The sequence below is a fragment of the Streptomyces thermodiastaticus genome (assembly GCF_014656135.1).
Lineage (GTDB): Bacteria > Actinomycetota > Actinomycetes > Streptomycetales > Streptomycetaceae > Streptomyces > Streptomyces thermodiastaticus.
The window spans coordinates 32,860-57,483 of the sequence record NZ_BNBV01000016.1; the positions used below are offsets into that span (position 1 = coordinate 32,860).

Consider the following 24,624-nt stretch of genomic DNA (forward strand, 5'->3'; position numbering starts at 1 on the left):
CAGGAGCAGACAATGACCACCACCGGCACCTTCCGTCTGGCCACTGTACGGCTCGGCCGCGGCGGCCCGGCCGTGGGCGTCCAAGGACTGGGCTGCATGGGCATGAGCTTCGCCTACGGACCCACCGACACCTCCGAGGCCCGCGCCACGCTGGAACACGCCCTCGAACGGGGAGTGACCCTCTTCGACACCGCGGACGTCTACGGCGCCGGTGCGAACGAGGAACTGCTCGCCCCCTTCATCGCCGCCCACCGCGACGACGTCGTGGTCGCCACCAAGTTCGGCATCGTCATGGACCCGCAGGACCCCACCCGGCGCACCGTCCGCGGCGACCGCTCCTACGTGCGCGGCTCCATCGAAGCCAGTCTGCGCCGCCTGGGCACGGACCACGTCGACCTGTACTACATGCACCGCCGCGACCCCGCCGTGCCGATCGAGGAGACCGTCGCGGCGATGGCGGAACTCGTGGCCGAGGGCAAGGTGGCCCACCTCGGGCTCAGCGAGGTGACGGCCGACGAGATCCGGGCCGCGGCGGCCGTCCACCCGATCGCCGCCGTCCAGTGCGAGTGGTCGCTGTTCAGCCGGGGCGTGGAGGACGGCGTCGTCGCCGCCGTCCGGGAGACGGGCGCGGCGCTGGTGCCGTACTCACCGCTGGGCCGCGGCTTCCTGGCCGGGCTGTTCCACGACGCCGAAGAGGACCTGCACCCCGCCGACCTGCGCCGCATACTGCCTCGGTACACCGGTGAGGCCGCACGGTCCAACCAGGCACTGCTGTCGCCTCTGCGCCACGTCGCCCGCAGGCACGGCGCCACCCTCGGCCAGATTGCCTTGGCCTGGGTCCATCACCAGGCGGCCAGACACGGACTGCCCGTCGTCCCCATCCCCGGGACGCGCCGTCCCCAGCGGGTGGCCGAGAACACCGCCGCCACCCGCATCGCCCTCACCCCCGACGACCTGTCCCTCCTTGATCCGCTGGCGGCCCAGGTCGTCGGAGCGCGCTACCCGGGGACGCTCGCACCGTCCTGAGAACGCCGGGCACTCGGTGCGGCACCAGGCGGTGGCACCGCACGGCCACCTGCCGGACGCCCCCGGACCCCGCAGGTCGTCGGGCCCGGCATGAGCAAGAAACTGCTCAATCACCCTGGCCGGAAGAGACCTGGAGAGCCTGGTCCTGGTCGAGGAGGCGGAGCAGGTCGGTGGTGGAGGTGACGTTGGCCAGAACGTGTTGTGCACCTGCAGCCCGTAGGGTCGGAGCATGACGAGTGCATTCAGCGAAGCGTTCCTCTGCGAGGCCGAGCGGCATGCCGCCTGGGGCGCGGCCCAGTTGGAGGCGCTGACCGCGTTCCTGCCCGACGGCCCCTGGGAGGCCGACCTGGAGGCCTGCCGGTACCGGCAGGGAGATGTCGAGATGCGCGTGAGTGTGCTCGGGACGTACGACGCCTCGGAGCAGTCCTGGATGTGGGGCTGGGCGAACCCGGGGCTGCGGGGCACGGAGGTGGTCGCCCTGTCCGCCGTCGTCGAGCGGTACGGGCAGGAGCACGGCATAGCCGAACTGACCGGGGGCTTCCTGGACCTGTCCGGGTTCGGCGACCCGCGCCGGGCCGCCGAGATGCTCGCCTTCACCGGCATGGGGGTGGCCGGCGCACCCGGTTACATCGGCGCCCCGGCGGGGCCGGCCACTCAGGTGTACTTCCTGCCGGACGACCCCCAGGTGCCGCGCGCCGGGCTGGACGCGATCACGCTGCCGCGGATGCTCCTGACCGGCGCGCAGCTGATCGGGCACTCGGCCCGGCTCGTGGTCGGCGGCTACTTCGACCACCACGGCCTGCCGTACCACGGCGAGGACGACCGGATCGTCGCCGAACTGCCGAGCGGCGGGCCGGTCGTGGTGACGTTCGACGGTGCCGGACGGATCGGGGGAGTGAGGATCGGGGCGCTGTCCTGAGTGAGCCGGGAACCTCGTGTTTGCGGCCTGGGAGACCACCCCACGGCCGCCGCCTTCGGTACGGACACACGGGTAGGACCCGATACGCTTCTTCACCTGGGAAGTGCTTCTTTCCTCGCAACCAACAGGACCTTCGACAAGTCCCATCGTTGCAGGTCAGGAGCACTTTCCGCTTTTATGATCACGCCTCGGACAGCCCACCCCGTGAAAGCCCGAGGCTAGCGCCTTCGATGCCGCCGGGCAACTGGCCTCACGACGTATGCCGGATGGCCGCACCTGGACATTCACCTACGACGTGGTCAGCCGACTCGTCACCAAGGACGTGGACGGTGCATGCACCACCTACGCCTACGACGCCGCCGGACGGCTGGAGCACGCCCGAACCGCCACTTCAGAGCTCACCCGGACCTACGACGCCGCTGGACGTGTCCTAGCCGAGACGGTCGACGGGCGCACCATGCGCTACCGGTACGACGCACTCGGACAGTGCACCGGACGCACCACTCCCACCGGAGCGGTCAGCGAGGAAACCTGGGATGCCGTCGGTAACCGCACCGGCCTGCAACTGGGCCAGGCTCACCAGTTGGCCTTCGAACATGACCTGCTGGGCCGCGAGATACAGCGGATCCTCAGTGACCACGCCGGGATCACATCGCAGTGGGACGAGCTTGGCCACCTGACCAACCAGACGCTGCATGCCGGCGATCGCCGAGTACGCGACCGGCACTTCAGCTACCGCGCCGACGGCATGCTGACCGGCATCACAGACCTCGCCACCGGCCGGGCCACGCAGTTCCAGCTGGACCCGATGGGCCGCCCCCTGACTGTCGCCAGCGGCTCTCAGCAGACCGAGGCGTACCGCTACGACTCGGCGGGCAACCAGAGCTTCGCCGACTGGCCAGGCGGCCCTGCCGCGCCGGACGCTGCAGGTGAACGTGCGCTGGAACGCACCATGATGCTGGCTGCGGGACGCACCACCTACCGCTACGACGAGGCCGGCCGGGTGGTCGAACGACGCAAGAAGCGCCTGTCCCATAAGCCAGACATCTGGCGCTACACCTGGGACCCGGAAGGCCGGCTCACCAGCTGCACCACCCCCGACGGCACCGTCTGGCAGTACCGCTACGACCCGCTGGGGCGACGCACCGCCAAATGTCGCCTCACTGCAGAAGGCCAGGTCGCAGAAGAGATCCACTTCTCCTGGGACGGCACCCGGCTGGCCGAAGAAGCCAACATCAGCACCGGCACCCTCGTGTCCTGGGAATACGACGGGTACCGTCCTGTGACCCAGTACGAACGCAAGCCCCGTACTCAGGACGAGTTCGACACCCGCTTCTTTGCCATCGTCACCGACCTGATCGGTACCCCCACCGAACTCGTTGACGAACAAGGCCGCATCGCCTGGCAGACCCGGACCACGGTATGGGGTACGACCGCTTGGAACACCAATGCCACCGCCTACACTCCCCTGCGGTTTCCCGGCCAGTACGCTGACCCGGAAACCGGGCTGCACTACAACTACTTCCGCCACTACGACCCCGAAACCGCCCGCTACACCTCGCCTGACCCCCTGGGCCTTGTCCCCGCGCCCAACCCCGTCGCCTACGTAGCCAACCCCCATGAGCAGTTCGATCCGCTCGGCCTGAAGCCCTGCGACGAGGACGACGTCACCTGGGGCGGGCGCGTCCGCTACCGGGAACTCGGTCCCGGCGGAAGGGCCCAAGGCGTCATTGCTACCCTCACCCGCAGCATGATGGGCGGAAAGACCGACCCGAGAGTCGACCCGGCCGGCTGGCAGAGCAACAAGGGATTCAACCGGGCTCACCTACTGGGGGCCCAGATCGGCGGATCCAATAAGGACCCGCGGAACTTTGTCACCATGCACTCCTACGCCAACAGTCCCATGATGAGACGCTACGAAACCCAGGTACGCAAGGCTGTGGACAAGGGAGAGGTGATTGAATACTCCGTCACTCCCGTCTACAAGGGAGACAGTGTCGTCCCTGAAGGCGTCTGGCTGGAGGCACACGGCTCCGACGGATTCCAGTTCATGCCCAAAGGTGCAACCACGGGCACCAACCGCATTTACATCCCCAATGAACCAAAACGCTGAGTGGAAGGACAGTTGAAGTGAACGAGCACGTACGGCGCCTGATCGACGTTCTGGGAGCGGACACATCAGGCGCACAGCAGCAGGACTGGTCCGGTATCGAGTCGGAACTTCAGGTGCGGCTTCCCGCCGACTACAAGGAGTTCATCGAGCAAGTCGGTGGCGGCAGGATCGACAGTTACCTGTACGTCCTCGCACCGTCCTCTCCGAACCAGCACTACGACCTCACCAAACTGGCCGCCGAGCGGGAAGAGGCTTACGAAGACATCTTCGACTTCGAAGACAAACCCGCCGAGCTCGAGCCGGAAGGAAGCCGTATCATCCCCTGGGGCACCACAGACAACGGCGAGTGGCTCTTCTGGCGGATCCTCCCCGGGCAAGAACCCGACGAATACGCTGTACTGATCAACGAAGCACGCGGGGAGGGCTGGGAATTCCACGAAATCGGATTCGCCCAATACTTGACTGCCGTACTGGAAGGCGACATCCAGTCAGACATCTTGTCCTCGGCGTTTCCCGCTAGCCCGCACAACTTTGACAAGTTCACGCACACTCCCTAACAGCGGCTAACACAATGAACTGTTTGAGCTGACCCCGGTTTCGTGGAGTCCCTGAAGCCAGGATTATGATCCTGGCCCGAAGGAGAACCACGAGCAGTGCCAGCACCACGTAAATACCCGGACGAGCTCCGTGAGCGGGCCGTCCGCGAAGTCCGCACCACCGGCTGTCCCATCGCGCACGTCGCCAGGGACCTGGGCATCCACAAGGAGGCCCTGCGCGGCTGGGTCCGCCAGGCCGAGGCCGACGCCGGTGAACGCGACGACCGGCTGACCACCGCCGAGCAGGAAGAACTGAGGCAACTGCGCCGGGAGAACGCGGAGTTGAGGCGGGCGAACGAGATCCTCAAAGCCGCGAGCGCGTTTTTTGCGGCCGAACTCGACCGTCCCCGGACGAGGCCGACCAGGTGATCGAGCACCTCAAGGACAAGGGCCTCGGGGTCGGGTTCGCCTGCCGGGTGCTGGGGCTGTCGGAGTCGGCGAACTACGCCCGCAAGAAGCGGCCGAAGTCGGCCCGCCGGCTGCGCGACGAGCAGCTCATGCCGCTGATCGAACAGGCCCATGCCGAGTCCGGCGGCACCTACGGCGTCCGCCGGATCACCCGCGCGCTCAAGCGCAAGGACAGCTGGGCCTGGAGGGCGTGATCCGCGGGCAGCGGCGGCGGACCACCGTGCCCGAGCCGTCGGCGCCCAGGCGCGGACATGACCTACGTGCGCACCTGGTCCGGCTGGGCGTACGTGGCGTTCGTCCTGGACGTGTACTCACGGATGATCGTCGGCTGGCAGGTCGCGAACCACATGCGCACCGAACTCCCCCTGGACGCGTTGGAGATGGCGTTGTGGAGACGCCGGATCAAGAAGGACTCCGGTCTCATCCACCGCAGCGACCGCGGGTCGCAATACGTATCAATTCGGTATACCGACCGGCTCGCCGAGACCGGGGCTTCAGCCTCGGTCGGCTCGGTCGCCGACAGCTGCGACAACGCGATGGCCGAGGCGCTGAACGGCACCTTCAAGGCCGAGCTGATCGAGATGCAAGGCCCGTGGCGGGACGTCGACCAGGTCGAGCGGGCGATCTTCCAGTGGGTGACCTGGTACAACGAGGGACGGCTCCACTCCGCCCTCGACTACGTACCACCCGCCGAGTACGAACGCGACTGGTGGCGACAACAGCAAGCCACCCCGCAGTCCGCCTGAAACAAGATCCGCGGACTCTACGAAACGCGGGACAGCTCACAGGGCCCTGGGGGCCAAGGACCAGGTCTCGCCGGTCTGGTGGACCAAGCCATGGCTCAAGAGCCGGTTCAGGGTTCGGTAGGCGGTTGCCCGCGAGACGGACGCTGTGACGACGAGTTCGCTGGCGGTCTGGTGGGGACGTGCATGCAAAGCACCGATCACCATGAGAGCGGAGCTGCCCAGAGCCTCGTGCGTGAAGGCGTCGTGCCCCATGAGGTTGCCGATGACGGTGGAATCGACGTCTGCACACAATCCCGTCTCAGGGGTGTTCCACTCCTCAAGTGCCGGGTCGGGGGGGAACTGAGTGGTACGAGATCGAGACTCGGGTGACTGAACGGCAGCACCAGATCCGTCGCCGAGGTACCAGGTCGAGCCTTCCCTGCCTCGTCCGACCTTCAGCCGGCGCAGCCATCCCGCAGGCACGAGAACGGATTCGTAGGCCTTTCGCAAGGTCTGCCGCGATACTCCTGCCTCTTCAGCTGTCTGACGTTCGCTGGCCGCGTGCAGGCGGCCACCGGCGATCTCCGCGAAGTTCAGGTGGGCACGAAGCACACGCAGTGCGGTCCTGCCTCGTTCGCCGCGCCATGGGGTGGTCTCGATACGGGCCCGCAGGGCCGCGAGGTCCTCGTAGGCCTGCTCGCGTGACTCGACCCGTGCCGTGCTACTGACCGCTGCGCAGGCGCTGTCCCAGACTCGACGGATGTACGACAGGGCGCGAGCCTGGCCCGAGCGCTGCGCTATGTACTGCGGATGCCTACCACCCTCGTGTTCCGGGTGCATGAGGAGCTGTGTGAGCTGATCAAGAGTTCCTCCACAACGTGCGACGTGGCAGGCGATGGCGGCGGTGACCCGGTGCCCGTGCTCGGACATGCCCTGGCGGTCACCGCGGCGTACGACCTCTCCGTCACGGCCGAGCTTGCTGTAGCTGCCGGCGGCGTAGCGGCCAGTGAGGTCTCCGAGGAGGACCAGGTCGGCGGCGACCGGAGGGAGATGGGCGAGTCCCAGAGGCTTGGTGTGACCGCCTCTGACTGCCTCTGGACGGGGTTTTCCTGGACGCGAAGCCTTCTGTGAGTGCTGCGAACGGGGTACGTCGTATGGCATGCTGGGGTCGTCTCGCGAAAGACATGGACGCCACCGAGGCCCGCTAAAACCACGGGTGGTGTCCGGAACCGACCTCCAATCGGTGCCAGCGAAGAGCCTCCAGGATGGCCGTCCTGGAGGCTTTCGTGTGCCTGGCTCCGGTGGAGGCAGGCATCCCCATCGCGGCTCGACCGGGGAGACCGTGAAGGAGTCGGAGTCGTCGGCCTGTCCGACTCCGGACTCCCGGGCCGCTCAGGCGGCAGGAGCAGAGGGGTTGCCTCTGGCTGCCTCTGAGCGACCCGGGTCGATCCGGGGTCGAATCAGAGCGATTTCCTCTGACTGCCTCCGATCGCCTCTGCAACCCGTCCTAGCAGGTCACAGCCGGTTCGCCCCACAAAGCCGCAGGTCAGAAGGGTGCTTCTGGAGAACCCGGCGTACAGCCCGACTCGTCTGCCGCTTCCTGCGACTTTGCCACGGAAGGGCCTCTTACCTGCAGCGGAGGCCCTTTTCGCGAGGCCGGGACCAAAAAACCGCCGCCGGGCCGGCAATCGCCCGCCCGGCGATGTCCGGTGGGCCGAGAGGTCAGGCGGCCGGCTTCGGCGGGATCTGGGAGTCGACGGCGAGGGTCGGGACGTCGACGGCGACGGTCTCGGGGTACTTCACTCCCATGCCGGTGTTGAGCACGACCGCCCGGTCGTCCTCGCTCAGCCAGCCCGCCTCGCGCAGCTGCTTCGCTGCGGCCATGCAGGCGGCGCCCTCGGGGCAGATGAAGGTGCCCTCCCGGGCGGCCAGGCGGCGCTGTTCCGCGAGCAGGTCGGCGTCGCTGACGGCGATCGCGGTGCCCTCGGTCGCGCGGACCGCTTCCAGCACCAGGAAGTCGCCGAGCGCCTTGGGCACGGTGATCCCGAACGCGACGGTGCGGGCGTCCGGGAACGGGGTGCTCTCGCTCGCCCCGGACTCGTACGCCTGCACGATGGGCGCGCATCCCTCCGCCTGCACGGCGACCAGTCGGGGCAACTCGCCCTGGATCCAGCCGAGTTCGCGCAACTCCAGGAGCGCCTTGTAGATGCCGATCAGGCCGACGCCGCCACCGGCCGGATAGAAGATCACGTCGGGCAGCTGCCAGCCGAGCTGCTCCACGATCTCGTACCCCATGGTCTTCTTGCCCTCGATCCGGTACGGCTCCTTGAGGGTGGAGACCTCCTGGTATCCGGACCGGGCGGCGACCGCGGCGTTGACCAGCTTCCCGGCGTCGCCGATGAGCCCGTCCACCAGGTACAGCTCGGCGCCCGCCGCGACGCATTCGGCGCGGGTGATGGACGGCGCGTCGACCGGCATCGCGATGAGGCTGGTCAGTCCCGCCCGGGCGGCGTACGTGGCCCACGCGGCGCCCGCGTTGCCGTTGGTCGGCATGGCCACGCCCTTGACACCCAGCTCGCGTGCCCGGGAGACGCCGACCGCGGCACCGCGCGCCTTGAAGGTGCCGGTCGGGATCAGTCCTTCGTCCTTCATCATCAGCTGGGGCACACCGATGGAGGCGCCGTAGGACGGCAGGGGCAGCAGCGGGCTCATGCCCTCGCCCAGGGAGACGACGTTCGCCTCGTCCCTGACCGGCAGGACTTCGTGGTAGCGCCACAGCGTCGGCGGCCGGCTCGCGATGATGTCGGGCGTCACCGTGGCCGCCACCCGCTCCAGGTCGTAGCGGGCCAGCAGCGGGGCACCGACCGCGCTCACCCCCTGCACCACGTCGGCGTCGTAACGTTGCGCGGTCCTGGAGCATTCGAGGTGGCTCAGAGCTGAGTACGACACGGCTCTCCTTCGGTGCGCCCACACGGCGGCTTCGCATCTTGATTCCGATTGCTTACGCAATCAACCTGCGTCTCGCCCGGTGCATTCCCCACGGATCGTGTCCGGGCAGCCGTCCTGATCCCGTCCTGATCCTGTCCGGATGCCGGGCGGTCCGGGCAAGTCCGGTCAGGGCGGCGGCTTGCGGGACGGGGGTCTGTCCACCGATTCGCATCGCGCGCACGTCCTCGAAGCAGTCGCTGTGGGAGTGGTCACTAGAGTCGGATCATGACGAGTGCATTCAGCGAAGCGTTTCTCTGTGAGGCAGAGCGGCATGCGGCATGGGGTGCGGCCCAGTTGGAGGCGCTGACCGCGTTTCTGCCCGAGAGCCCCTGGGAGGCCGACCTGGAGGCCTGCCGGTACCGGCAGGGGGACGTCGAGATACGTGTGAGTGTGCTCGGGACGTACGACGCCTCGGAGCAGTCCTGGATGTGGGGCTGGGCGAACCCGGGGCTGCGGGGTACGGAGGTGGTTGCCCTGTCCGCCACCGTCCAGCGGTACGGGCAGGCGCACGGCATAAGCGAACTGACCCAGGACTTCCAGGACCTGTCCGGGTTCCCCGATCCGCGCAGGGCCGCCGAGATGCTCGCCTTCACCGGCATGGGGGTGGCCAAGGCCCCCGGCTACATCGGCGTCCCGGCGGGACCGGTCACACAGGTGTACTTCCTGCCCGACGATCCCCAGGTGCCGCAGGCCGGACTCGACGCGATCACCCTGCCGCGGATGCTGCTCACCGGCGCGCAGCTGATCGGGCATTCGGCCCGGCACGTCGTCAGCGGGTACTTCGACCACCACGGCCTCCCGTACCACAGCGAGGACGACCGGATCGTCGCCGACCTGCCGAGCGGTGGGCCGGTCGAGGTGACGTTCGACGCTGCCGGGCGGATCGAGAGGGTGAAGATCGGGGCCATTTCCTCTTGACCTTGAGCCCGGACCACGTGTTTGTCATGTGGCAGGACCGGGCCGCCGTGGTCCTCGGCCGTCCTTTCCGGCGACGAGAGCGGCGCCGTAGGAGGTGAACGGCGCTCTCGTCACGGGATGTCCTCGATCCTCCGCCCGTTGAGCAGGTTGGCGGGCAGGAGCCGGTGGTCCTCGGGGACGGGGAAGCCGTAGTCGTGGGCGAGGCACGCCAGGGCCAGGGGGCCGAGGGCGATGCGGGCGCGGGGGGCCGGGGAGGAGCCCCAGTAGGTGGTGTGGTGGGCCAGGGCCTCGGTCAGGGCCTGGGCGAAGGCCTGCGGGTCGCGGGTGAGGATGCGGTGGAAGAGGGCCGCCGGCTGGTGGTCGACGAGGTCGACGTAGCCGGCCGGTGCGTGCGTCAGCTCCTGGGGCATGGAGGTGCGCAGGGTGGCGGTGAGCTTCTCCACCACGTCGTTCACCGGGGCGCGCAGGACATAGGCGCGGAGGGTGTCGATCCAGTGCAGGACGTACGCGTCCACCGAGTCGTCCTCGCGCAGCCGGTCCATCGGCACCTGGCACAGGCGGGTGAGCCGGTCCGTCTGGCGGCAGACGAGGGACAGGTAGAAGGCGTCGAGCCAGGCGCGGGCGTCGGCCGGGGGTGCGGCCGGTATCGCGGGCAGCGGGCGGACGAGGTTCTCGCCGAGGCGGCACTCCTGCGGGCCGGCGCCGGTGAACAGGGCCGTGCCGAGCTGGACGGCCGTGGCCCAGGCGTTCCAGGTGGGCAGCAGGTCCGCGCGGGGGTCCTCGGCGCACCGGGCATGGGCCAGGTCGACGGTCGAGGCGAAGGCGTCGGGCAGGGCGGAGGGGTCCTCGGCCGCGCGGGCCAGCACGTCGGCTGTGGCAGCGGTGAGTTCGGGGAGGCCGGGGGCCTGGGCCGTGCTGCGGGTGTTCAGGCGGCCGGCGCGGTCGAGTTTCGTCAGGCCCTTCATCATCGCGAGCAGCTGCGGCGGCGGCTGAAGGGAAAAGGTCCGGGTGTCGTGGTCAATGACCGTCAGCGAGGTCAGCCCGCCGCGGTGCCACCAGTACACCCTGGGCGACAGCGGGCCCGAGCCGTCCTGGTAGGCGCCGAGCGCATAGGTGGCCAGGCTGTTGAGCGCGTCGACCACCGAGCCGTCGGCGATGGGGTGGAACACCAGGTTGTGCCGGGTCGGCACCGCGACCAGGGCACCGGCCCGAGGGAGCGGCGCGCCGGTGACCTTACGGGCCACCTCGTCCAGGTACAGCGCCTTGCTGGCGACGAAGAAGGAGTCGCCGTAGACGGTGTGCAGCACCGCACCGCCCTCGACCGCCACCTCGTCGTGCTCGACGGGCACGCGCATCAGGTTCGCGTACGCCGCCTTGCCCAGCGCCTCGGCCTCGGCGCGTTCGATGTCGCCGTCGGTGAGGCTGCGCACCATGTCGGGCCTGTCCAGGGCGTAGGCGAAGACCAGGCCGTCGGCGACCGTCCGCGCGTACCGCATGGACCCGGCGACCTGAGGAGGCAGCGACTCCGCAGGGAGCAGCCGGGCGTGCACGCCGCTCAGCAGCTCCTCCACGCTCTCGCTGCCGGGCGGCGTCGCGGGTGCGGACGGGGGGACGGGGGCAGGGGAGTCGGCGTGCGCGTCGTGGTGTGTCACGCGGGCCACTCTAGGAGCGGGCACTGACAGTGGGACTGGCAGTGGGACCGGCAGTGGGACTGACAGCAGGACCGGCAGCGGGACTGGCAGCGGGGGTGTCCGGGCGGGCGGGCTGCGGCATGCAGCGGTCGCGGACGCGGGCCAGGTGACGGGCGAAGACCGTGCGGGCCTCGGGGGTCAGGGTGCGCAACGCGATCAGGGCGGTGATGGCCACGTCGCACAGTTCCGCCTCCACGTCCTGCCAGGTGTGCGTCACTCCCTTGCGGGGGTTGTGGCCGGTGACGCCGATCACCGCCTGCGCGACCTCGCCGGCTTCCTCGGACAGCTTCAGCAGGCGCAGCAGCAGTGTGCGGTCGGGGTCGGAGCCGGGCGCATCGTGGGCCTCCAGCCAGGCCCACATCTCGTCGACGGTGGCCCACAGATCGGGGAGCCGGTCGGGGAGCGGTGCGGACGGCGCCGGTGTCACCGAGGGCCGCTCGGTGCCGTCGGTGGGTGAGGGGGGTGAGGGGCGGTGTGCGTCGGTCATGGGGTCAGCCTGCCCGGGCCGCCGTGCCGCCATCCGTGCGGCCGTGCACGCGGGTGTGCCGCATCCAGGGGGACGGGCGCCTCCTTGGGGGATCTTTTGGCCATCCTTTGTGGCACGGTCGTGCAGGAGCCCGCGCTCGCTCTGTACGGTCCCGGAGTGCGCGATTCCACTGACCGCTGTGCCCCGGCCCGTCCCTCCTCCTCGGTGTCCCGCCGGTCGCTGCTGGCGCTGGCCGCGCCCGCGGCGGTGGCGGCGGCAGGAGGGCGGGCCGCTGCGGCCCCCGGAGCGGAGGGCACCGGCGTGGTGGGTGGCGAGCGGCTGGCCCGGGACGGGGTGCAGGCGAGCCGCACGACCGGGTTGCCGCGGCATCTCACCGCCCGCGCCTGGCTGGTGGCCGACTGGGAGAGCGGTGAGGTGCTCGCCTCCTACCGCGCCCACCGGCGGCTCGCGCCCGCGTCCACGCTGAAGATGCTGTTCGCGGACACCGTGCTGCCGAAGTTCCCCCGCACCCGGCGGTACACCGTCACCGCGGCCGACCTGGCCGATGTCCCCGCGGGCTCCAGCCTGGTCGGTGTCGAGCCCGGGATCACCTACACCGTCGAGCAGTTGTGGCAGGGCGTGTTCCTGCGCTCGGGCAACGACGCCGTGCATGTGCTCGCCCGGATGAACGGCGGGATCGCCGCGACCGTCGCCGAAATGCAGGCCAAGGCACGTGACCTGCAGGCCCTGGACACCCACGTGGTCAGCCCGGACGGCTTCGACCACCCCGGCCAGCTCTCCTCGGCGTACGACCTGACCCTGTTCGCCCGGTACGGGCTGCGCAACGCCGACTTCCGCGGCTACTGCGGCACCCGCACCGCCCGCTTCCCGGCCGGCGGCGGCAACACCTTTCAGATCCAGAACACCGACCGGCTGCTGACCGGGACCTGGGGGCTGAAGCCGTACGACGGGATGATCGGTGTGAAGAACGGCTACACGAGCCACGCCGGTAACACCTTCACCGGTGCCGCGGTTCGCGGGGGCCGGACCCTGCTGGTGACCGTGATGCATCCCGCGGCCGGTGAGAACGCCGTCTACGAGGAGACCGCCGCGCTGCTCGACTGGGGCTTCGCGCAGGGGAGTTCGGCGCGTGCGGTGGGCACCCTGGCCGAGCCGCTGAGCGAGCGGAGGACGCGGACGGGCGGCGCGCCGGGGAAGCGGGCTCCCGGGGCCGTCACCGGTGCGGCCGGAGCGCCGGCCGGCGACCGCGGTCCCTCGGCCTGGCGGCTGCTGGAGGGCGGCGCCGGGACCGCCGCGCTGCTCGCCGGCGGCCTGTGGGCCCTGCGCCGCCGGCTCCGCTCGCCCGCCGCCGCGTCCGCGCAGGGCGGCGGCCGTCACCGCCGCTGATCCGGTGTCGGGCCCGGCTCGGACGCGGCTCGCGGACGGTGCCGTCGTTCCGGTGTGACGCCGGTGCGCCGCACGTCCGGGTCCGCCTGCGGCTCACCTTCCGACGGGGAGCAGGCCGTGCGGGGCCGGGCACGTCAGCGGGGCCGGGACGACGACAGCGCCGCGACGCACCCGGAGCGCGCGCCGGCTGTGCGCCTCTCGGTGCGGTGCGGCGGGCGCGACCAGTCTCCGGTGGTGCCGGGCGGTCCGGTGGTGCCGGGCGGTCCGGTGGTGCCGGGCGGAACTCATCCTTCCGCCACGGAGTCGTCATGCTCGCGCCAAGAGGCTGTCGTTCCGGTCCGGTCGAATCCCCCTGCACTCGTCCCAAGGGAGGACCGGATGACCTTCGCGCACCGCCAGCCCTCGCACGCCCTGGAACTGCGCGCCGCCGCCCGCGGCCTGGCGCGCCGCCGCTTCCTGACGCTCACGGGGGCCGCCGCGGCGCTCGCCTTCTCCGTGAACCTGCCGGCTGCCGGCACCGCGAGCGCCGCCGAACTGGACCCGGCCCGCATCACCGACGATCCGTTCACCCTCGGGGTCGCCTCCGGCGATCCGCTGCCGGACTCCGTGCTGCTGTGGACGCGTCTGGCGCCCGTGCCGTACCAGCCGGACGGCGGGCTCCCGGCCCGGCGTGTCCCCGTCGCCTGGGAAGTCGCCCTGGACGAACGGTTCCGGCAGGTCGTCAGACGCGGCACGGCCACCGCCCACCCCGAGTTCCAGCACACCGTGCACGTCGAGGTCGGCGGACTCACCCCCGGCCGCGTCTACCACTACCGCTTCCGCACCGGCCGCTGGACCAGCCCCGCGGGCCGGACCCGCACCGCGCCGCCGCGCGACAGCAGGTTCCCCGCGCTGACCTTCGCCCTGGTCTCCTGCCAGCGCTACGACCAGGGCTACTACACCGCCTACCGGCACCTGGCCGAGGACGACGTGGACCTCGTCTTCCACCTCGGCGACTACCTCTACGAGTATCCCGTCGACTCCTCGGGCGGCTCCCGCGGCTACCCGGCCGGCACCCTGCCGGACCTGTTCGACCGGGAGACGGTGACGCTGGAGGAGTACCGCCTGCGGTACGCGCTGTACAAAACGGATCCCGACCTGAGGGCCGCGCACGCCGCCCATCCGTTCGTCGTCACCTGGGACGACCACGAGACCGAGAACAACTACGCCGACGACGTCTCCGAGGACGAGGGACCCACCGAGGAGTTCCTGCTGCGCCGGGCCGCCGCCTACCGCGCCTACTGGGAGAACATGCCGCTGCGCCGCCCGCAGCTGCCCGACGGCCCCGACCTCAGGCTCTACCGACGGCTGCACTGGGGCCGGCTGGCCCAGTTCGACGTGCTCGACACCCGCCAGTACCGCTCGAACCAGGCCTACGGCGACGGCTGGCAGTACCCGGGACCGGAGTCGGAGGACCCGGCGCGCACCCTGACCGGCGACGCCCAGGAACGCTGGCTGATCGACGGCTGGCGCCGCTCCGACGCGCTGTGGAACGTGGTCCCCCAGCAGGTCACCTTCTCCCGGCGGTACAACTCCACCACCCTGCCGTCGAAGGTGTCCATGGACTCCTGGGACGGCTACCCGGCCTCCCGCGCACGGGTCCTGGCCGGCGCCGAGAAGGCGGGCGTCGAGAACCTGATGGTGCTCACCGGCGACGTCCATGTGCACTACGGCTTCGACATCAAACGCGACTTCGACGACCCGGAGTCGAAGACCCTCGGAACGGAGATCGTCACCTCGTCGATCACCAGCAACGGCGACGGGCAGGCCAAACCGTCGAACTGGGACACCCTGATGACCGCCAACCCGCACCTGCGGTTCTACAACGGGCTGCGCGGCTACGCCACGGTGTCCCTCGAACGCCGCCTGGCCCGCGCCGACTTCAAGACCGTCTCGCACGTCACCACGCAGGGCGCGCCGCTGACGACCGCCGGTTCCTTCGTGACGCAGGTGGGGGCGCAGGGCCTCACACCGGCGTGACGGAGCCCTCCTCGCCGCAGGCCACGTCGCCGCTGTCCCCGGCCCGCTCCGGCCGGCCGGGGACACCCCCTGAGGGGGCCTCCTGCGGGTAGCGCACGCCGGTGTGCGCACGGATCGCGTCCAGCGTCCGCATCACCGCCAGCGTGCTCTCCCACGGCACCAGCGGCGACTCGGTCTCACCGGCCCGCAGGGCGCGCATCACCTCCACCGCCTCGTGCCGGAAGCCTCCGTCACCCGGACCGCCCGCCCGGTCCGCGGTGAACTCCTCAGGGTGACGGCCCTCGCGGTGCAGCACGAACCGCTCCGGGTTGAAGAAGTCCGACGGGATGTCGATGCGTCCCGTCGTGCCGGTCACCGACGCACCGCCGGCCGTGGCGCCCGCCAGGGAGCAGTGCAGCTGGGCCAGCGCGCCGTCGTCCCAGGACAGCAGGGCGCCGGTCTGCAGGTCGACGCCCTGAGGGGAGAGCACCGCGCGGGCCGTCACGTCCGAGGGCTCGCCGAGCAGCAGATGCGCGAACGACACCGGGTACACACCGAGGTCGAGCAGCGCCCCGCCGCCCAGACGCGGGTCGCGCAGCCGGTGCGACGGCGGGAACGGTCCCGCCAGCCCGAAGTCGGCCTGCACGGTGCGCACCTGACCGATCGCCCCGTCGTCGACCAGCGCCTTCAGCCGCCGCACGAGCGGGTTGCAGTACATCCACATCGCTTCCATCAGGAAGCGTCCCTGCCGCCGGGCCAGCGCGATCAGATCGGCCGCCTCGGCCGCGTTGAGGGTGAACGGCTTCTCGCACAGCACGTTGCGGCCGTGGCGCAGGCACAGGCTCGCGGCCGCGTGGTGGGCGGTGTGCGGGGTGGCGACGTAGACGACGTCGACGTCCGCGTCCCGGGCCAGCTCCTCCCAGGTGCCGTACGCCCGCGGGATGCCGAACCGCTCGGCGAACGCCCGCGCCGACTCCTCCCGCCGCGACGCGACCGCCACCAGCTCCGCGTCCGGCAGATCCGCCAGGTCCGCCGCGAACGCGGCGGCGATCCCGCCGGTCACGAGAATCCCCCAGCGCACCTTCTCGCCCGTCGCACCGGACATCGCGGACTTCACCCTCGCTCACCAGTTCTTCAGCAATGTGTACGAGCTGAGAGCATAGGCGGGACGGACGGCGGACCACCGCGCCAGGGGAGGGGCACATGTCAGAGGGAGGGGCACCGGCACCGCACGCGGTCGCCCGGGCGGAGACGCACGAGCACCATGGCCGGCCGTCCCCCGGGGCGCGCCGCACCGGCCTGCTCGTCACACTGATTCTCGGCGCGCTGACCGCCACACCTCCGCTGGCGATGGACATGTACCTTCCGTCGCTGCCGGAGGTCACCCGTGCTCTGCACGCCCCCGCCGCCACGGTCCAGCTCACCCTGACCGCCTGCCTGCTCGGCATGGCGTTCGGGCAGCTGGTCGTCGGACCGATGAGCGACCGGTGGGGCAGGCGCCGCCCGCTGCTGACCGGGCTGGCCGTCTACATCCTCGCCACCGCCCTGTGCGCGGTCGCGCCGACCGTGGAGACGCTCATCGCCTTCCGGCTGGTGCAGGGACTCGCGGGCGCCGCCGGCATCGTCATCGCGCGGGCCGTCGTCCGCGACCTGTACGACGGGGTGGCGATGGCCCGGTTCTTCTCCACGCTGATGCTGATCTCCGGAGTCGCGCCGATCGCGGCACCGCTGATCGGCGGTCAGATCCTGCGGGTGACCGACTGGCGCGGCGTGTTCGTCCTGCTCACCGTGGTGGGCGTGCTGCTCGGCGCGCTGGTGTGGACGAAACTGCCGGAGACCCTGCCGCCGGCCGGGAGGCACGAGGGCGGCGTCGGGCAGGCGCTGCGCTCGATGCGGGCGCTGCTCGCCGACCGCCCCTTCACCGGTTACCTGCTCGCGGGCGGCTTCGCCTTCGCCGCGCTGTTCTCTTACGTGTCCGCCTCGCCTTTCGTCGTCCAGGAAATCTACGGCGCCTCCCCGCAGACGTTCAGCCTGCTGTTCGGGCTCAACTCCGTGGGACTGGTCGTCGTCGGTCAGATCAACGGCAAGGTGCTGGTGGGCCGGGTCCGCCTGGACCGGGTGCTGGCGGTCGGGCTCGTCGTGGTCATCCTGGCCGCCACCGCCCTGCTGCTGATGGCGTCCGGCGTGTTCGGCGAGGTGGGGCTCACGCCGGTCGCCGCCGCGCTGTTCGTGCTGATGTCCGCGATGGGCATCACCATGCCCAACACCCAGGCGCTCGCGCTGATGCGCGTCGAGCGGCACGCCGGGGCCGCCTCCGCGCTGCTGGGCACCTCCTCCTTCCTCGTCGGCGCGGTGGCCTCCCCGCTGGTGGGGATCGCCGGGGAGGACACCGCCGTGCCCATGGCGGTGGTCCAGCTGGCGGCGGCCCTGGTGGCGCTGGTCTGCTTCCTGGGCCTGTGCCGGCCGTGGGCGGACACGGGGGCGCACACGGAGGAAGCGGGCGGGGGAGCGAGGACGGAGCGCCGCCGGGGAGCGGACACGGGGGCGGTCGGCTGAGCGCGGCCCGGGGCCGGTCCGGGGCACCCCGGCGGGGCTGAGAGAATCGTCCGGTGAACGAGCTTGTGGCCCCGGCGGAGACCCTGCGCGCCGCGCTCGCCGGACTGCTCGACGGGCTGCCGCCGAGGCAGGCCGCGGGCGCCGTGGAGCGGCTGATCGCGCACTACCGGGGGAGCACCCCGACCGACGCGCCGATCCTGCGGGACCGCGCGGACGTGGCCGCCTACGCCGCGTACCGGATGCCCGCGACCTTCGAGGCGGTGCGCTCCGCGCTCGCGGCGTTCGCCGCCGCCGTGCCCGGCTGGACGCCGGGCAGCCATGTCGATGTCGGGGGCGGCACGGGGGCCGCGACCTGGGCCGTCGCCGCCACTTGGGACGGAAAGCGGCCGGTGACCGTGCTCGACTGGGCCGAGCCCGCCCTCGCCCTCGGACGGGAGATCGCCTCCGCCCACCCCGGCCTGCGCGCGGCCCGGTGGCGGCGCGCCCGGATCGGTGCCGCGCTCACTCTGGACGCCGCCGACCTTGTCACCGTCTCCTATGTGCTCGGTGAGCTGACCGAGGCCGACCGGGCCGCCGTGACCGACGCGGCCGCGGCCGCCGCCCACGCCGTCGTGATCGTCGAGCCGGGCACACCCGACGGGTACGCCCGCGTCCTGGCCGCCCGGGACCGGCTGATCGCGGCCGGATTCCAGGTGGCCGCGCCCTGCCCGCACAGCGGCGCCTGCCCGATCGCGCCCGGAACCGACTGGTGCCACTTCGCCGCCCGGGTCAGCAGGTCCTCCCTGCACCGGCAGGTCAAGGGCGGCTCGCTGCCGTACGAGGACGAGAAGTTCAGCTACGTCGCCGCCACCCGGCTCCCGGTGACCCCCGCGGCCGCCCGGGTGGTGCGCAAGCCGCAGATCCGCAAGGGACAGGTGCTGCTCGACCTGTGCGAGGCCGGTGAGCGGCTGAGCCGCTTTACGGTGACCAAGCGGCACGGCGAGCGGTACCGGGCCGCGCGGGACGCGCACTGGGGTGACGCCTGGCCGCCGGACGGCACCATCCGGTGAGGGCCGGCGCCGCGAGGTGATCCGCTCGGGTGTCCGCGTCGTGCGCGGCCGTGTCAGCCGCGCAGTTCCAGCGAGCAGCACTTCACGCTGCCGCCGCCCTTGTGCAGCTCGCTCAGATCGACGCCGACCGGTTCGAAACCGCGCTCGCGCAGCGGGCCGTACAGTCCGGTGGCCGTCTGCGGCAGCACCACGTGCAGACCGTCACTGACCGCGTTCAGACCGAAGGCGGCCGCGTCCTCCTCGGTGACGGTCAGGGCGTCCGGGAACAGCTGCCGCAGCACCTCCCGGCTGCCCGGGGAGAAGGCGGGCGGGTAGTACGCGATCTCGTCGGCCGTGTCGTCCAGGACGGCCAGCGCCAGGCCGAGCCGGGGGAAGCGGCGGTCGGCCAGCTGCACACTGATCACCGGCCGGCCGAAGAACTCCTGGGCCTCGCCGTGCGCGAGCGGGTTCGTCCGGAAGCCGTGCCCGGCCAGCAGCCAGGAGCCGGTGACCGCGAGGTCGCTCTCGCCCTCGTTGATGTGCACCGGCATGTGCAGGCGGGAGAAGCCGCGTGCGGCCAGCCACTCCAGATGGAGTTCGGCCTCCGGCTCCCACCGCGGGTCGGCGAACCGGGCGCCGAACACCCGCCCGTCCACCACCGTCGCACCGTTCGCGGTGAACACCATGCCGGGCAGCGCCGGGTCGGGCGGCAGCTCCTCCACGGTGTGCCCGAGCGACCGGTACACCTCGCGGAGTTTCTCCCACTGGGCCAGGGCCAGAGCGGCGTCGGCCGCACCGTCCCGGACGGTCCACGGGTCGGCGGCGCAGGCCGCATCGAAGTGCACGGGCGGGCACATCAGATAGCGCCGGGGTGTGGCGCGGCGGGCTGGGGCCAAGGCGGGCTCCTCGGGTACCGCGGTGCTGCGTGACCGACCCCGGGGTGTGTCCCGGGGGCTGCTTGGAGCCCATGGTGCGTCCGGGGCGGCGGCCGCGCGCGGGCCGAGGGGCCCGGCATCGTCCGTCCGGGTGAGCGGCGGGGACGTCGCGGCCGCCCGGCCCGGTGGGCACCGCACGGCGAGACGGAGCGTCTCACCCTCCTGCTACCGTCGGCCCCATGGTCAACAAGTCCGCCCCCGACGCCACGCGCCGCAGCGAGCGGGCCCGGCGCGCGATCCACGAGGCGGCCCTCGCGCTGGTCGCCGAGGCCGGTTACCCTAAGACCACGATCGAGGGCATCGCCGCCCGGGCCGGTGTGGGCAAGCAGACGATCTACCGCTGGTGGCCGTCGAAGGCCGAGGTGCTGCTGGAGGCCTTCCTCGACCTCGCCGAGCAGTACGCCCGGCAGGCCGGCACCGTGCCGTACGAGATCCCCGACACCGGCGACGTCGCCGCCGACCTGAAGGCCGTGCTGCGCGCCACCGTCGACCAGCTGCTCGACCCGCGCTTCGCCGCGCCCTCCCGGGCCCTGGCCGCCGAAGGGCTGGTCGACGAACAGCTCGGCCGCACGGTCGTGGCCAAGCTGCTCGAACCGCAGCTGCAGCTGTACGTGCGCCGCCTGCGGGCAGCCCAGCAGGCCGGGCAGGTCCGCGCCGACGTCGACCCGCGCATCGCGCTGGAACTGTTCGTCTCCCCGCTCGCCCAGCGCTGGCTGCAGCACACCGGGCCCATCACTCACGAGTACACAGACACCCTCGTCGACTACGCCCTGCACGGGCTGGCGCCGCGCTGACCGGGCCGCCGGCCACCGCGCACCACCGGCCTCACCGGCCCCCGGATGCGGGGCGCGGTCACCGGAAGCTCAGGATGGTGGGACCATGGAGCGTGCTGTCCACACCAGCGAGGCGAGGGGATAGATGAGCGCGGACTTCGGCGGCCGCACCGGCCTGCAGGGCAAACTCTCCCAGTGGTTGCGCGGACGCCGGCCGAAGCAGGCCGCCGCCCCGGACCCGGACCGCGAGGCCCTGCTGCTCGCCGTCGCCGCCGCGGGCATGCCGCTCGCGCCCGCCGCGCACCCGGGACCCGGCTACGGCTGTTCCTGCGACCGCGTGGGCTGTCCCATGCCCGCCCGGCACCCGGTGTCGTTCGCCTGGCAGACCCAGTCCACGACCGACCGCGCCCAGATCGAACGCTGGGCCCGGCACCAGCCGGAGGCCAACTTCATCACCGCCACCGGCATGGTGCACGACGTGCTGGACGTACCGCTGGCGGCCGGCCAGGAGGCCCTGGAGCGGTTGCTCGCCGACGGTGCGGACGTCGGACCGGTCGCCGAGAGCGACGACGGACGCATGCTGTTCTTCACCCTCACCCGCGGCACCCCCGAGGACGAGGACGAGTGGTGGCCCTGCGACCTGGACTGCCACCCGGAGACCATGGACGAGCATCCGGGACTGCGCTGGCACTGCCGCGGCTCCTACGTCCTCGTCCCGCCGGCCCGGCTGTCCGGCGACGACGGCCGCTCGGTGCGCTGGGTGCGCGGCCCGGAGCACGCGCTGCCCGACCCGCTGAGCCTGCTGGAGGCCCTCACCGACGCGTGCGCCCGCCACGCCGGCGAGGAGCCCGGCCAGGTGGGCGCCTGGCCCCTCAACCACTGAGACGACCACGGAGGGCGGGCGGGACACGGCGCGCGCACCCGCCACCCGGTCGACCGGGATCCCCGCGGACTCAGCCGCCCTGCGCCGACGTCATGCCCTGGACCCGGCCGATCACCGAGACCTGCTTCTTCGCCGCGTCGCCCGCGGGGTCGAGCGCCACCTGGTTGGAGACGAACTCCATGGTGAGGGTCTGCTTGATCTCACCCTTGGTCAGAGCCCGGACGTTCCTGTTGGGGACCGGCACGGAGGCGTTCGGCGCCGCGGTCTGCTTCTGGAAGTGGTGCGTGGTGAAGAACACCAGCGCGCCGCCGTCCGCGGTGCGCAGCGCCAGCGGGGCGTAGTCGCCGTCGGTCAGCGGCTGGTCGATGTACTGGGTGGCCAGCCCCGGCTTCACCGCGTTCTTGGCGCGCTCCTTGCGCCAGTCGGAGGTGTGCGGGCCGGCCGCGAAGCCGCTGCCGCCCTTCTCCAGGTACGTCGCGTAGTTCTCGCTCAGGTCGGCGGGCGGCACGGCCAGCGACGCGGAGTCGGCGGGCACCGGCTCGGCCCAGCCGTCCTTGTCCTTCGCGAACTCGGGCACGGCGCCGGGCTCGACCAGCGTCAGATACGCCACCTGCCACGTCTCGTTCAGGTCGTGACGGACGAACACCATCAGCCAGCGCACGTCGCCGCCCTTGTTGCCCCGGGCGTCGGCGACGAACCAGCGCGGCCAGCCGGCCTTCTTCGGGATCGTGTACGTGACGTCCGTGAACCGCAGCGGGGTGTGCGCGCTGTTGCCGTCCGGGCTGTTGATGTGCCCGGCCTTCAGCCGCGCCGCGTCGATCGCGCCCAGGGCGCCGGTGACGTAGTCCGCGTCCTCAGCACGGTCGTACGTCTGGTCGGCCTTGTTGTACGCGTCCGTGAACTCCTGGAGCGCCTTCGCCGCCTCGGCCTGTGTGGTGGCCGGGAGCACGACGCGTTCGCCGTGCACCACCACGCATCCGCTCGCCGTCGTCGCCAGCGCGGCCGTCAACGCCGCCGTCAGAACCGTCCGTTCAAGCCTGCGAAGCCTGCGAGGGCTGCGAACCCTGCTCATCAGCTACCGTCACCTTCCCCTTCCCGGAGGCGAACCCTACCGGGGCGAAGAAGAGCGTGAACGTGGGGACCAGGTACAGCAGCCACACCGTGACCTGGAGGACGGTCGGGTCGGGCTGGAAGTTCAGCACGCCCTTCAGCAGGGTGCCGTACCAGCTGTCCGGCGGGACGACGGAGCTGATGTCGAAGGCCAGGTGCGTCAGGCCCGGCAGGATGCCGGCCTCCTGCAGGTCGTGGAAGCCGTAGGCGAGCACGCCGGCCGCGACCACGACCAGCATCGCGCCGGTCCAGGTGAAGAACTTCGACAGGTTGATCCTCAGCGCGCCCCGGTAGAACAGCCAGCCCAGCAGGACCGCGGTGGCCAGGCCCAGCGCCACGCCGATCAGCGGGCGCGGGGTGCCGTCGGAGGCCGCGTGCACCGACGCCCACACGAACAGCGCGGTCTCCAGGCCCTCGCGGCCCACCGCGAGGAACGCGGTGACCACCAGCGCGCCCGTGCCCATCGCCAGCGCCTGGTCCAGCTTGCCGTGCAGCTCGGACTTCAGATGCCGGGCGGTGCGCCGCATCCAGAACACCATCCAGGTCACCAGGCCGACGGCCAGGATGGACAGGGAGCCGCCGAGCCCCTCCTGCGCCTGGAAGGTCAGCTCCTGCGAGCCGAACTCCAGCACGCAGCCGAAGCCCATGGCGAGGGCGACCGCCAGGCCGATGCCACTCCAGATGGGCTTCAGGGCGTCCCTGCGGCCGGTCTTGACCAGGTAGGCGATCAGGATGCACACGACGAGGCCGGCCTCCAGCCCCTCGCGCAGACCGATCAGGTAGTTGGAGAACACGAAAACCTACGCCTCCTCGGACAGCAGGGTGCGCCCCCACCAGTCGTCCGCGTCACGGACGCCGGGCGGGATCGCGAAGACCGCCGAACCCACGTGCTGGATGTACTCGTTGAGCGCGTCGTGCGCGGACAGCTTGCGCTGCAGCGGGATGAACCCGGTGCGCGGATCGCGCTGGTAGGCCAGGAAGAACAGCCCCGCGTCCAGCCGGCCCAGACCGTCGGTGCCGTCGGTGAAGGAGTAGCCCCGGCGCAGAATCGTGATGCCGCCGTTGGAGTCGGGGTGCGCGAGCCGGACGTGCGCGGTGGGCTTCATCGCCGGCAGGAACGGCTTGTCGTGCTCCTTGGCCTTGCCGACCGGCGCGCCCTCCTTCTTGTCCCGGCCGAAGACGTCCTCCTGCTCCTGCAGCGAGGTGCGGTCCCAGATCTCGATGTGCATGCGGATGCGCCGCGCCACCAGGTACGAACCGCCCGCCATCCAGGCGTCCTTCGCGCTGCCGTCGCCCGCCGCGACCCACACGTGCTGGTTCAGCCGGTCCGTCTCGTCGCCCGCGATGTTGTCGGTGCCGTCCTTGAACCCGAAGAGGTTGCGCGGCGTCTGCGAGCCGGGCGTCGTCGAGGACGTCTTGCCGAACCCGAGCTGGGACCAGCGGACGGCGACCGTGCCGAACCCGATGCGCGCCAGGTTCCGCACGGCGTGCACCGCGACCTGCGGGTCGTCCGCGCAGGCCTGGATGCACAGGTCGCCGCCGCTGCGCGAGGGGTCGAGGTCGTCGCCGGGGAACCGCGGCAGATCCACCAGGGCGGCCGGACGCCGGCCGCGCAGGCCGAACTTGTCGAACAGCGACGGCCCGAAGCCGATGGTCAGCGTCAGCCGCGACGGCGGCAGGCCCAGCGCCTCACCGGTGTCGTCCGGCGGCGCCTCGGCCGGCCCGCCCCAGGCGCCGTCACCGACCGCCTTGCCGGCGGTCATCCGGCGCGCGGCGGCCGTCCAGTCCTTCAGCAGCCGCACGAACTCGCCGCGGTCGTCGGTCGTCACGTCGAAGGCGGCGAAGTGCAGCCGGTCCTGCACGGGGGTGGCGATGCCCGCCTGATGCGCGCCGTGGAACTCCACCGCGCCCGCCTCGGGGCTCGCCTCGTACCCGCCGCCGGTGGCCGCCGCGACCGCGCCGCCGGCCGCGACCGCGCCGAGCGCGAGCCCGGCACCGCCCCAGCCCAGCAGTGCGCGACGAGAGGGCGCGGCAGCGCCCCGTGCCGTCTCGTTGGTCCGGTCCGTCTGTGTCATCGGTCGTCC

Annotated in this window: 24 protein-coding genes; 15 read left to right on the forward strand and 9 right to left on the reverse strand. The window is 71.5% G+C overall.

The window, feature by feature from the left end; genetic code table 11:
- Window positions 1–12: 12 nt before the first annotated feature.
- The 7 genes from IE286_RS15940 to IE286_RS15970 all read left to right on the forward strand — a co-directional run bounded on the left by IE286_RS15940 (window position 13) and on the right by IE286_RS15970 (window position 5,808).
- Window positions 13–1,026, forward strand: coding sequence for an aldo/keto reductase (locus tag IE286_RS15940; protein ID WP_189797392.1), 1,014 nt, complete (start codon window positions 13–15; stop codon window positions 1,024–1,026).
- A gap of 229 nt (window positions 1,027–1,255) precedes the next feature.
- Window positions 1,256–1,945, forward strand: coding sequence for a DUF6882 domain-containing protein (locus IE286_RS15945; protein WP_189797393.1), 690 nt, complete (start codon window positions 1,256–1,258; stop codon window positions 1,943–1,945).
- A gap of 259 nt (window positions 1,946–2,204) precedes the next feature.
- Entirely contained in the window at window positions 2,205–4,058 is a 1,854-nt protein-coding gene (locus IE286_RS27655) for an RHS repeat-associated core domain-containing protein (RefSeq protein WP_189797394.1), read from the forward strand.
- 17 nt (window positions 4,059–4,075) lie between these two features.
- Window positions 4,076–4,615, forward strand: coding sequence for an SMI1/KNR4 family protein (locus tag IE286_RS15955; RefSeq protein WP_189797395.1), 540 nt, complete (start codon window positions 4,076–4,078; stop codon window positions 4,613–4,615).
- Window positions 4,616–4,711: 96 nt separating this feature from the next.
- Complete coding sequence (locus IE286_RS15960; RefSeq protein ID WP_189797396.1) at window positions 4,712–5,023, forward strand: transposase; 312 nt, start codon at window positions 4,712–4,714, stop codon at window positions 5,021–5,023.
- Window positions 5,020–5,256, forward strand: coding sequence for an IS3 family transposase (locus IE286_RS15965; protein ID WP_189797397.1), 237 nt, complete (start codon window positions 5,020–5,022; stop codon window positions 5,254–5,256). The genes IE286_RS15960 and IE286_RS15965 overlap by 4 nt, the downstream gene beginning before the upstream one ends.
- 57 nt (window positions 5,257–5,313) lie before the next feature.
- A complete protein-coding gene (locus IE286_RS15970; protein ID WP_189797398.1) occupies window positions 5,314–5,808 on the forward strand; it encodes an IS3 family transposase in 495 nt (164 codons plus the stop codon).
- Between the two features lie 36 nt (window positions 5,809–5,844).
- Here IE286_RS15970 and IE286_RS15975 read toward each other — a convergent pair whose 3' ends face one another.
- Window positions 5,845–6,399, reverse strand: a complete 555-nt coding sequence (locus tag IE286_RS15975; protein WP_229862877.1) for a helix-turn-helix domain-containing protein — start codon at window positions 6,397–6,399, stop codon at window positions 5,845–5,847.
- Window positions 6,400–6,597: 198 nt separating this feature from the next.
- Between IE286_RS15975 and IE286_RS15980 the strand changes: the two genes are divergently transcribed.
- A complete protein-coding gene (locus tag IE286_RS15980; RefSeq protein ID WP_189797498.1) occupies window positions 6,598–6,918 on the forward strand; it encodes a hypothetical protein in 321 nt (106 codons plus the stop codon).
- Between the two features lie 591 nt (window positions 6,919–7,509).
- Here the strand turns inward: IE286_RS15980 and IE286_RS15985 are convergent.
- Entirely contained in the window at window positions 7,510–8,736 is a 1,227-nt protein-coding gene (locus IE286_RS15985) for a threonine synthase (RefSeq protein ID WP_189797399.1), read from the reverse strand.
- A 264-nt stretch (window positions 8,737–9,000) separates the two neighbouring features.
- On the opposite strand from IE286_RS15985, the gene IE286_RS15990 reads away from it, so the two are divergent.
- A complete protein-coding gene (locus IE286_RS15990) occupies window positions 9,001–9,693 on the forward strand; it encodes a DUF6882 domain-containing protein (RefSeq protein WP_189797400.1) in 693 nt (230 codons plus the stop codon).
- Window positions 9,694–9,803: 110 nt separating this feature from the next.
- Here IE286_RS15990 and IE286_RS15995 read toward each other — a convergent pair whose 3' ends face one another.
- Both IE286_RS15995 and IE286_RS16000 read right to left on the reverse strand, forming a co-directional pair.
- Window positions 9,804–11,345: an immunity 49 family protein gene (locus tag IE286_RS15995; protein ID WP_229862885.1), complete on the reverse strand. Its 1,542-nt coding sequence runs from the start codon at window positions 11,343–11,345 to the stop codon at window positions 9,804–9,806.
- 10 nt (window positions 11,346–11,355) lie between these two features.
- A complete protein-coding gene (locus IE286_RS16000; RefSeq protein WP_372462494.1) occupies window positions 11,356–11,871 on the reverse strand; it encodes a MazG-like family protein in 516 nt (171 codons plus the stop codon).
- 156 nt (window positions 11,872–12,027) lie between these two features.
- Between IE286_RS16000 and IE286_RS16005 the strand changes: the two genes are divergently transcribed.
- Together IE286_RS16005 and IE286_RS16010 are read left to right on the forward strand one after the other, a co-directional pair.
- The gene (locus IE286_RS16005) at window positions 12,028–13,257 is read left to right on the forward strand and encodes a D-alanyl-D-alanine carboxypeptidase family protein (protein ID WP_189797401.1); all 1,230 of its coding nucleotides are present in this window, start codon (window positions 12,028–12,030) and stop codon (window positions 13,255–13,257) included.
- A 378-nt stretch (window positions 13,258–13,635) separates the two neighbouring features.
- Entirely contained in the window at window positions 13,636–15,276 is a 1,641-nt protein-coding gene (locus tag IE286_RS16010; protein ID WP_189797402.1) for an alkaline phosphatase D family protein, read from the forward strand.
- Here the strand turns inward: IE286_RS16010 and IE286_RS16015 are convergent.
- A complete protein-coding gene (locus IE286_RS16015) occupies window positions 15,263–16,360 on the reverse strand; it encodes a Gfo/Idh/MocA family protein (protein ID WP_189797403.1) in 1,098 nt (365 codons plus the stop codon). The two genes, IE286_RS16010 and IE286_RS16015, sit on opposite strands and share 14 nt — an antisense overlap.
- A 98-nt stretch (window positions 16,361–16,458) precedes the next feature.
- Between IE286_RS16015 and IE286_RS16020 the strand changes: the two genes are divergently transcribed.
- Complete coding sequence (locus IE286_RS16020; protein WP_189797404.1) at window positions 16,459–17,811, forward strand: multidrug effflux MFS transporter; 1,353 nt, start codon at window positions 16,459–16,461, stop codon at window positions 17,809–17,811.
- Window positions 17,812–17,864: 53 nt separating this feature from the next.
- Window positions 17,865–18,860, forward strand: coding sequence for a small ribosomal subunit Rsm22 family protein (locus IE286_RS16025; RefSeq protein ID WP_189797405.1), 996 nt, complete (start codon window positions 17,865–17,867; stop codon window positions 18,858–18,860).
- A 53-nt stretch (window positions 18,861–18,913) separates the two neighbouring features.
- Here the strand turns inward: IE286_RS16025 and ddaH are convergent, their stop codons facing one another.
- A complete protein-coding gene (ddaH, locus tag IE286_RS16030; RefSeq protein ID WP_372462493.1) occupies window positions 18,914–19,735 on the reverse strand; it encodes a dimethylargininase in 822 nt (273 codons plus the stop codon).
- Between the two features lie 218 nt (window positions 19,736–19,953).
- On the opposite strand from ddaH, the gene IE286_RS16035 reads away from it, so the two are divergent.
- Both IE286_RS16035 and IE286_RS16040 read left to right on the forward strand, forming a co-directional pair.
- Window positions 19,954–20,568: a TetR/AcrR family transcriptional regulator gene (locus IE286_RS16035; protein ID WP_189797406.1), complete on the forward strand. Its 615-nt coding sequence runs from the start codon at window positions 19,954–19,956 to the stop codon at window positions 20,566–20,568.
- Between the two features lie 124 nt (window positions 20,569–20,692).
- Window positions 20,693–21,430, forward strand: coding sequence for a bifunctional DNA primase/polymerase (locus IE286_RS16040; protein WP_189797407.1), 738 nt, complete (start codon window positions 20,693–20,695; stop codon window positions 21,428–21,430).
- Between the two features lie 70 nt (window positions 21,431–21,500).
- On the opposite strand, the gene IE286_RS16045 is transcribed toward IE286_RS16040, so the two are convergent.
- From IE286_RS16045 to efeB, 3 genes are read right to left on the reverse strand one after another with little or no spacing between them, the layout of a single operon-like run.
- Complete coding sequence (locus IE286_RS16045; protein WP_189797408.1) at window positions 21,501–22,502, reverse strand: SCO2278 family lipoprotein; 1,002 nt, start codon at window positions 22,500–22,502, stop codon at window positions 21,501–21,503.
- A complete protein-coding gene (gene efeU / locus IE286_RS16050) occupies window positions 22,462–23,334 on the reverse strand; it encodes an iron uptake transporter permease EfeU (protein ID WP_189797409.1) in 873 nt (290 codons plus the stop codon). Before efeU ends, IE286_RS16045 begins: the two co-directional genes overlap by 41 nt.
- A gap of 6 nt (window positions 23,335–23,340) precedes the next feature.
- A complete protein-coding gene (gene efeB / locus IE286_RS16055; protein WP_189797410.1) occupies window positions 23,341–24,615 on the reverse strand; it encodes an iron uptake transporter deferrochelatase/peroxidase subunit in 1,275 nt (424 codons plus the stop codon).
- Window positions 24,616–24,624 lie beyond the last annotated feature (9 nt).

Excerpts from the sequence above, each read along its gene's own strand:
- IE286_RS15945 (WP_189797393.1), top strand. The coding sequence starts at position 1,256 with ATGACGAGTGCATTCAGCGAAGCGTTCCTCTGCGAGGCCGAGCGGCAT.
- IE286_RS15990 (WP_189797400.1), top strand. The coding sequence starts at position 9,001 with ATGACGAGTGCATTCAGCGAAGCGTTTCTCTGTGAGGCAGAGCGGCAT.
- efeB (WP_189797410.1), bottom strand. The coding sequence starts at position 24,615 with ATGACACAGACGGACCGGACCAACGAGACGGCACGGGGCGCTGCCGCG.
- IE286_RS16000 (WP_372462494.1), bottom strand. The coding sequence starts at position 11,871 with ATGACCGACGCACACCGCCCCTCACCCCCCTCACCCACCGACGGCACC.
- IE286_RS16045 (WP_189797408.1), bottom strand. The coding sequence starts at position 22,502 with ATGAGCAGGGTTCGCAGCCCTCGCAGGCTTCGCAGGCTTGAACGGACG.
- IE286_RS16010 (WP_189797402.1), top strand. The coding sequence starts at position 13,636 with ATGACCTTCGCGCACCGCCAGCCCTCGCACGCCCTGGAACTGCGCGCC.
- IE286_RS16020 (WP_189797404.1), top strand. The coding sequence starts at position 16,459 with ATGTCAGAGGGAGGGGCACCGGCACCGCACGCGGTCGCCCGGGCGGAG.
- IE286_RS15980 (WP_189797498.1), top strand. The coding sequence starts at position 6,598 with ATGCCTACCACCCTCGTGTTCCGGGTGCATGAGGAGCTGTGTGAGCTG.
- IE286_RS16040 (WP_189797407.1), top strand. The coding sequence starts at position 20,693 with ATGAGCGCGGACTTCGGCGGCCGCACCGGCCTGCAGGGCAAACTCTCC.
- IE286_RS16035 (WP_189797406.1), top strand. The coding sequence starts at position 19,954 with ATGGTCAACAAGTCCGCCCCCGACGCCACGCGCCGCAGCGAGCGGGCC.
- IE286_RS15970 (WP_189797398.1), top strand. The coding sequence starts at position 5,314 with ATGACCTACGTGCGCACCTGGTCCGGCTGGGCGTACGTGGCGTTCGTC.
- IE286_RS16015 (WP_189797403.1), bottom strand. The coding sequence starts at position 16,360 with ATGTCCGGTGCGACGGGCGAGAAGGTGCGCTGGGGGATTCTCGTGACC.
- IE286_RS15940 (WP_189797392.1), top strand. The coding sequence starts at position 13 with ATGACCACCACCGGCACCTTCCGTCTGGCCACTGTACGGCTCGGCCGC.
- IE286_RS27655 (WP_189797394.1), top strand. The coding sequence starts at position 2,205 with ATGCCGGATGGCCGCACCTGGACATTCACCTACGACGTGGTCAGCCGA.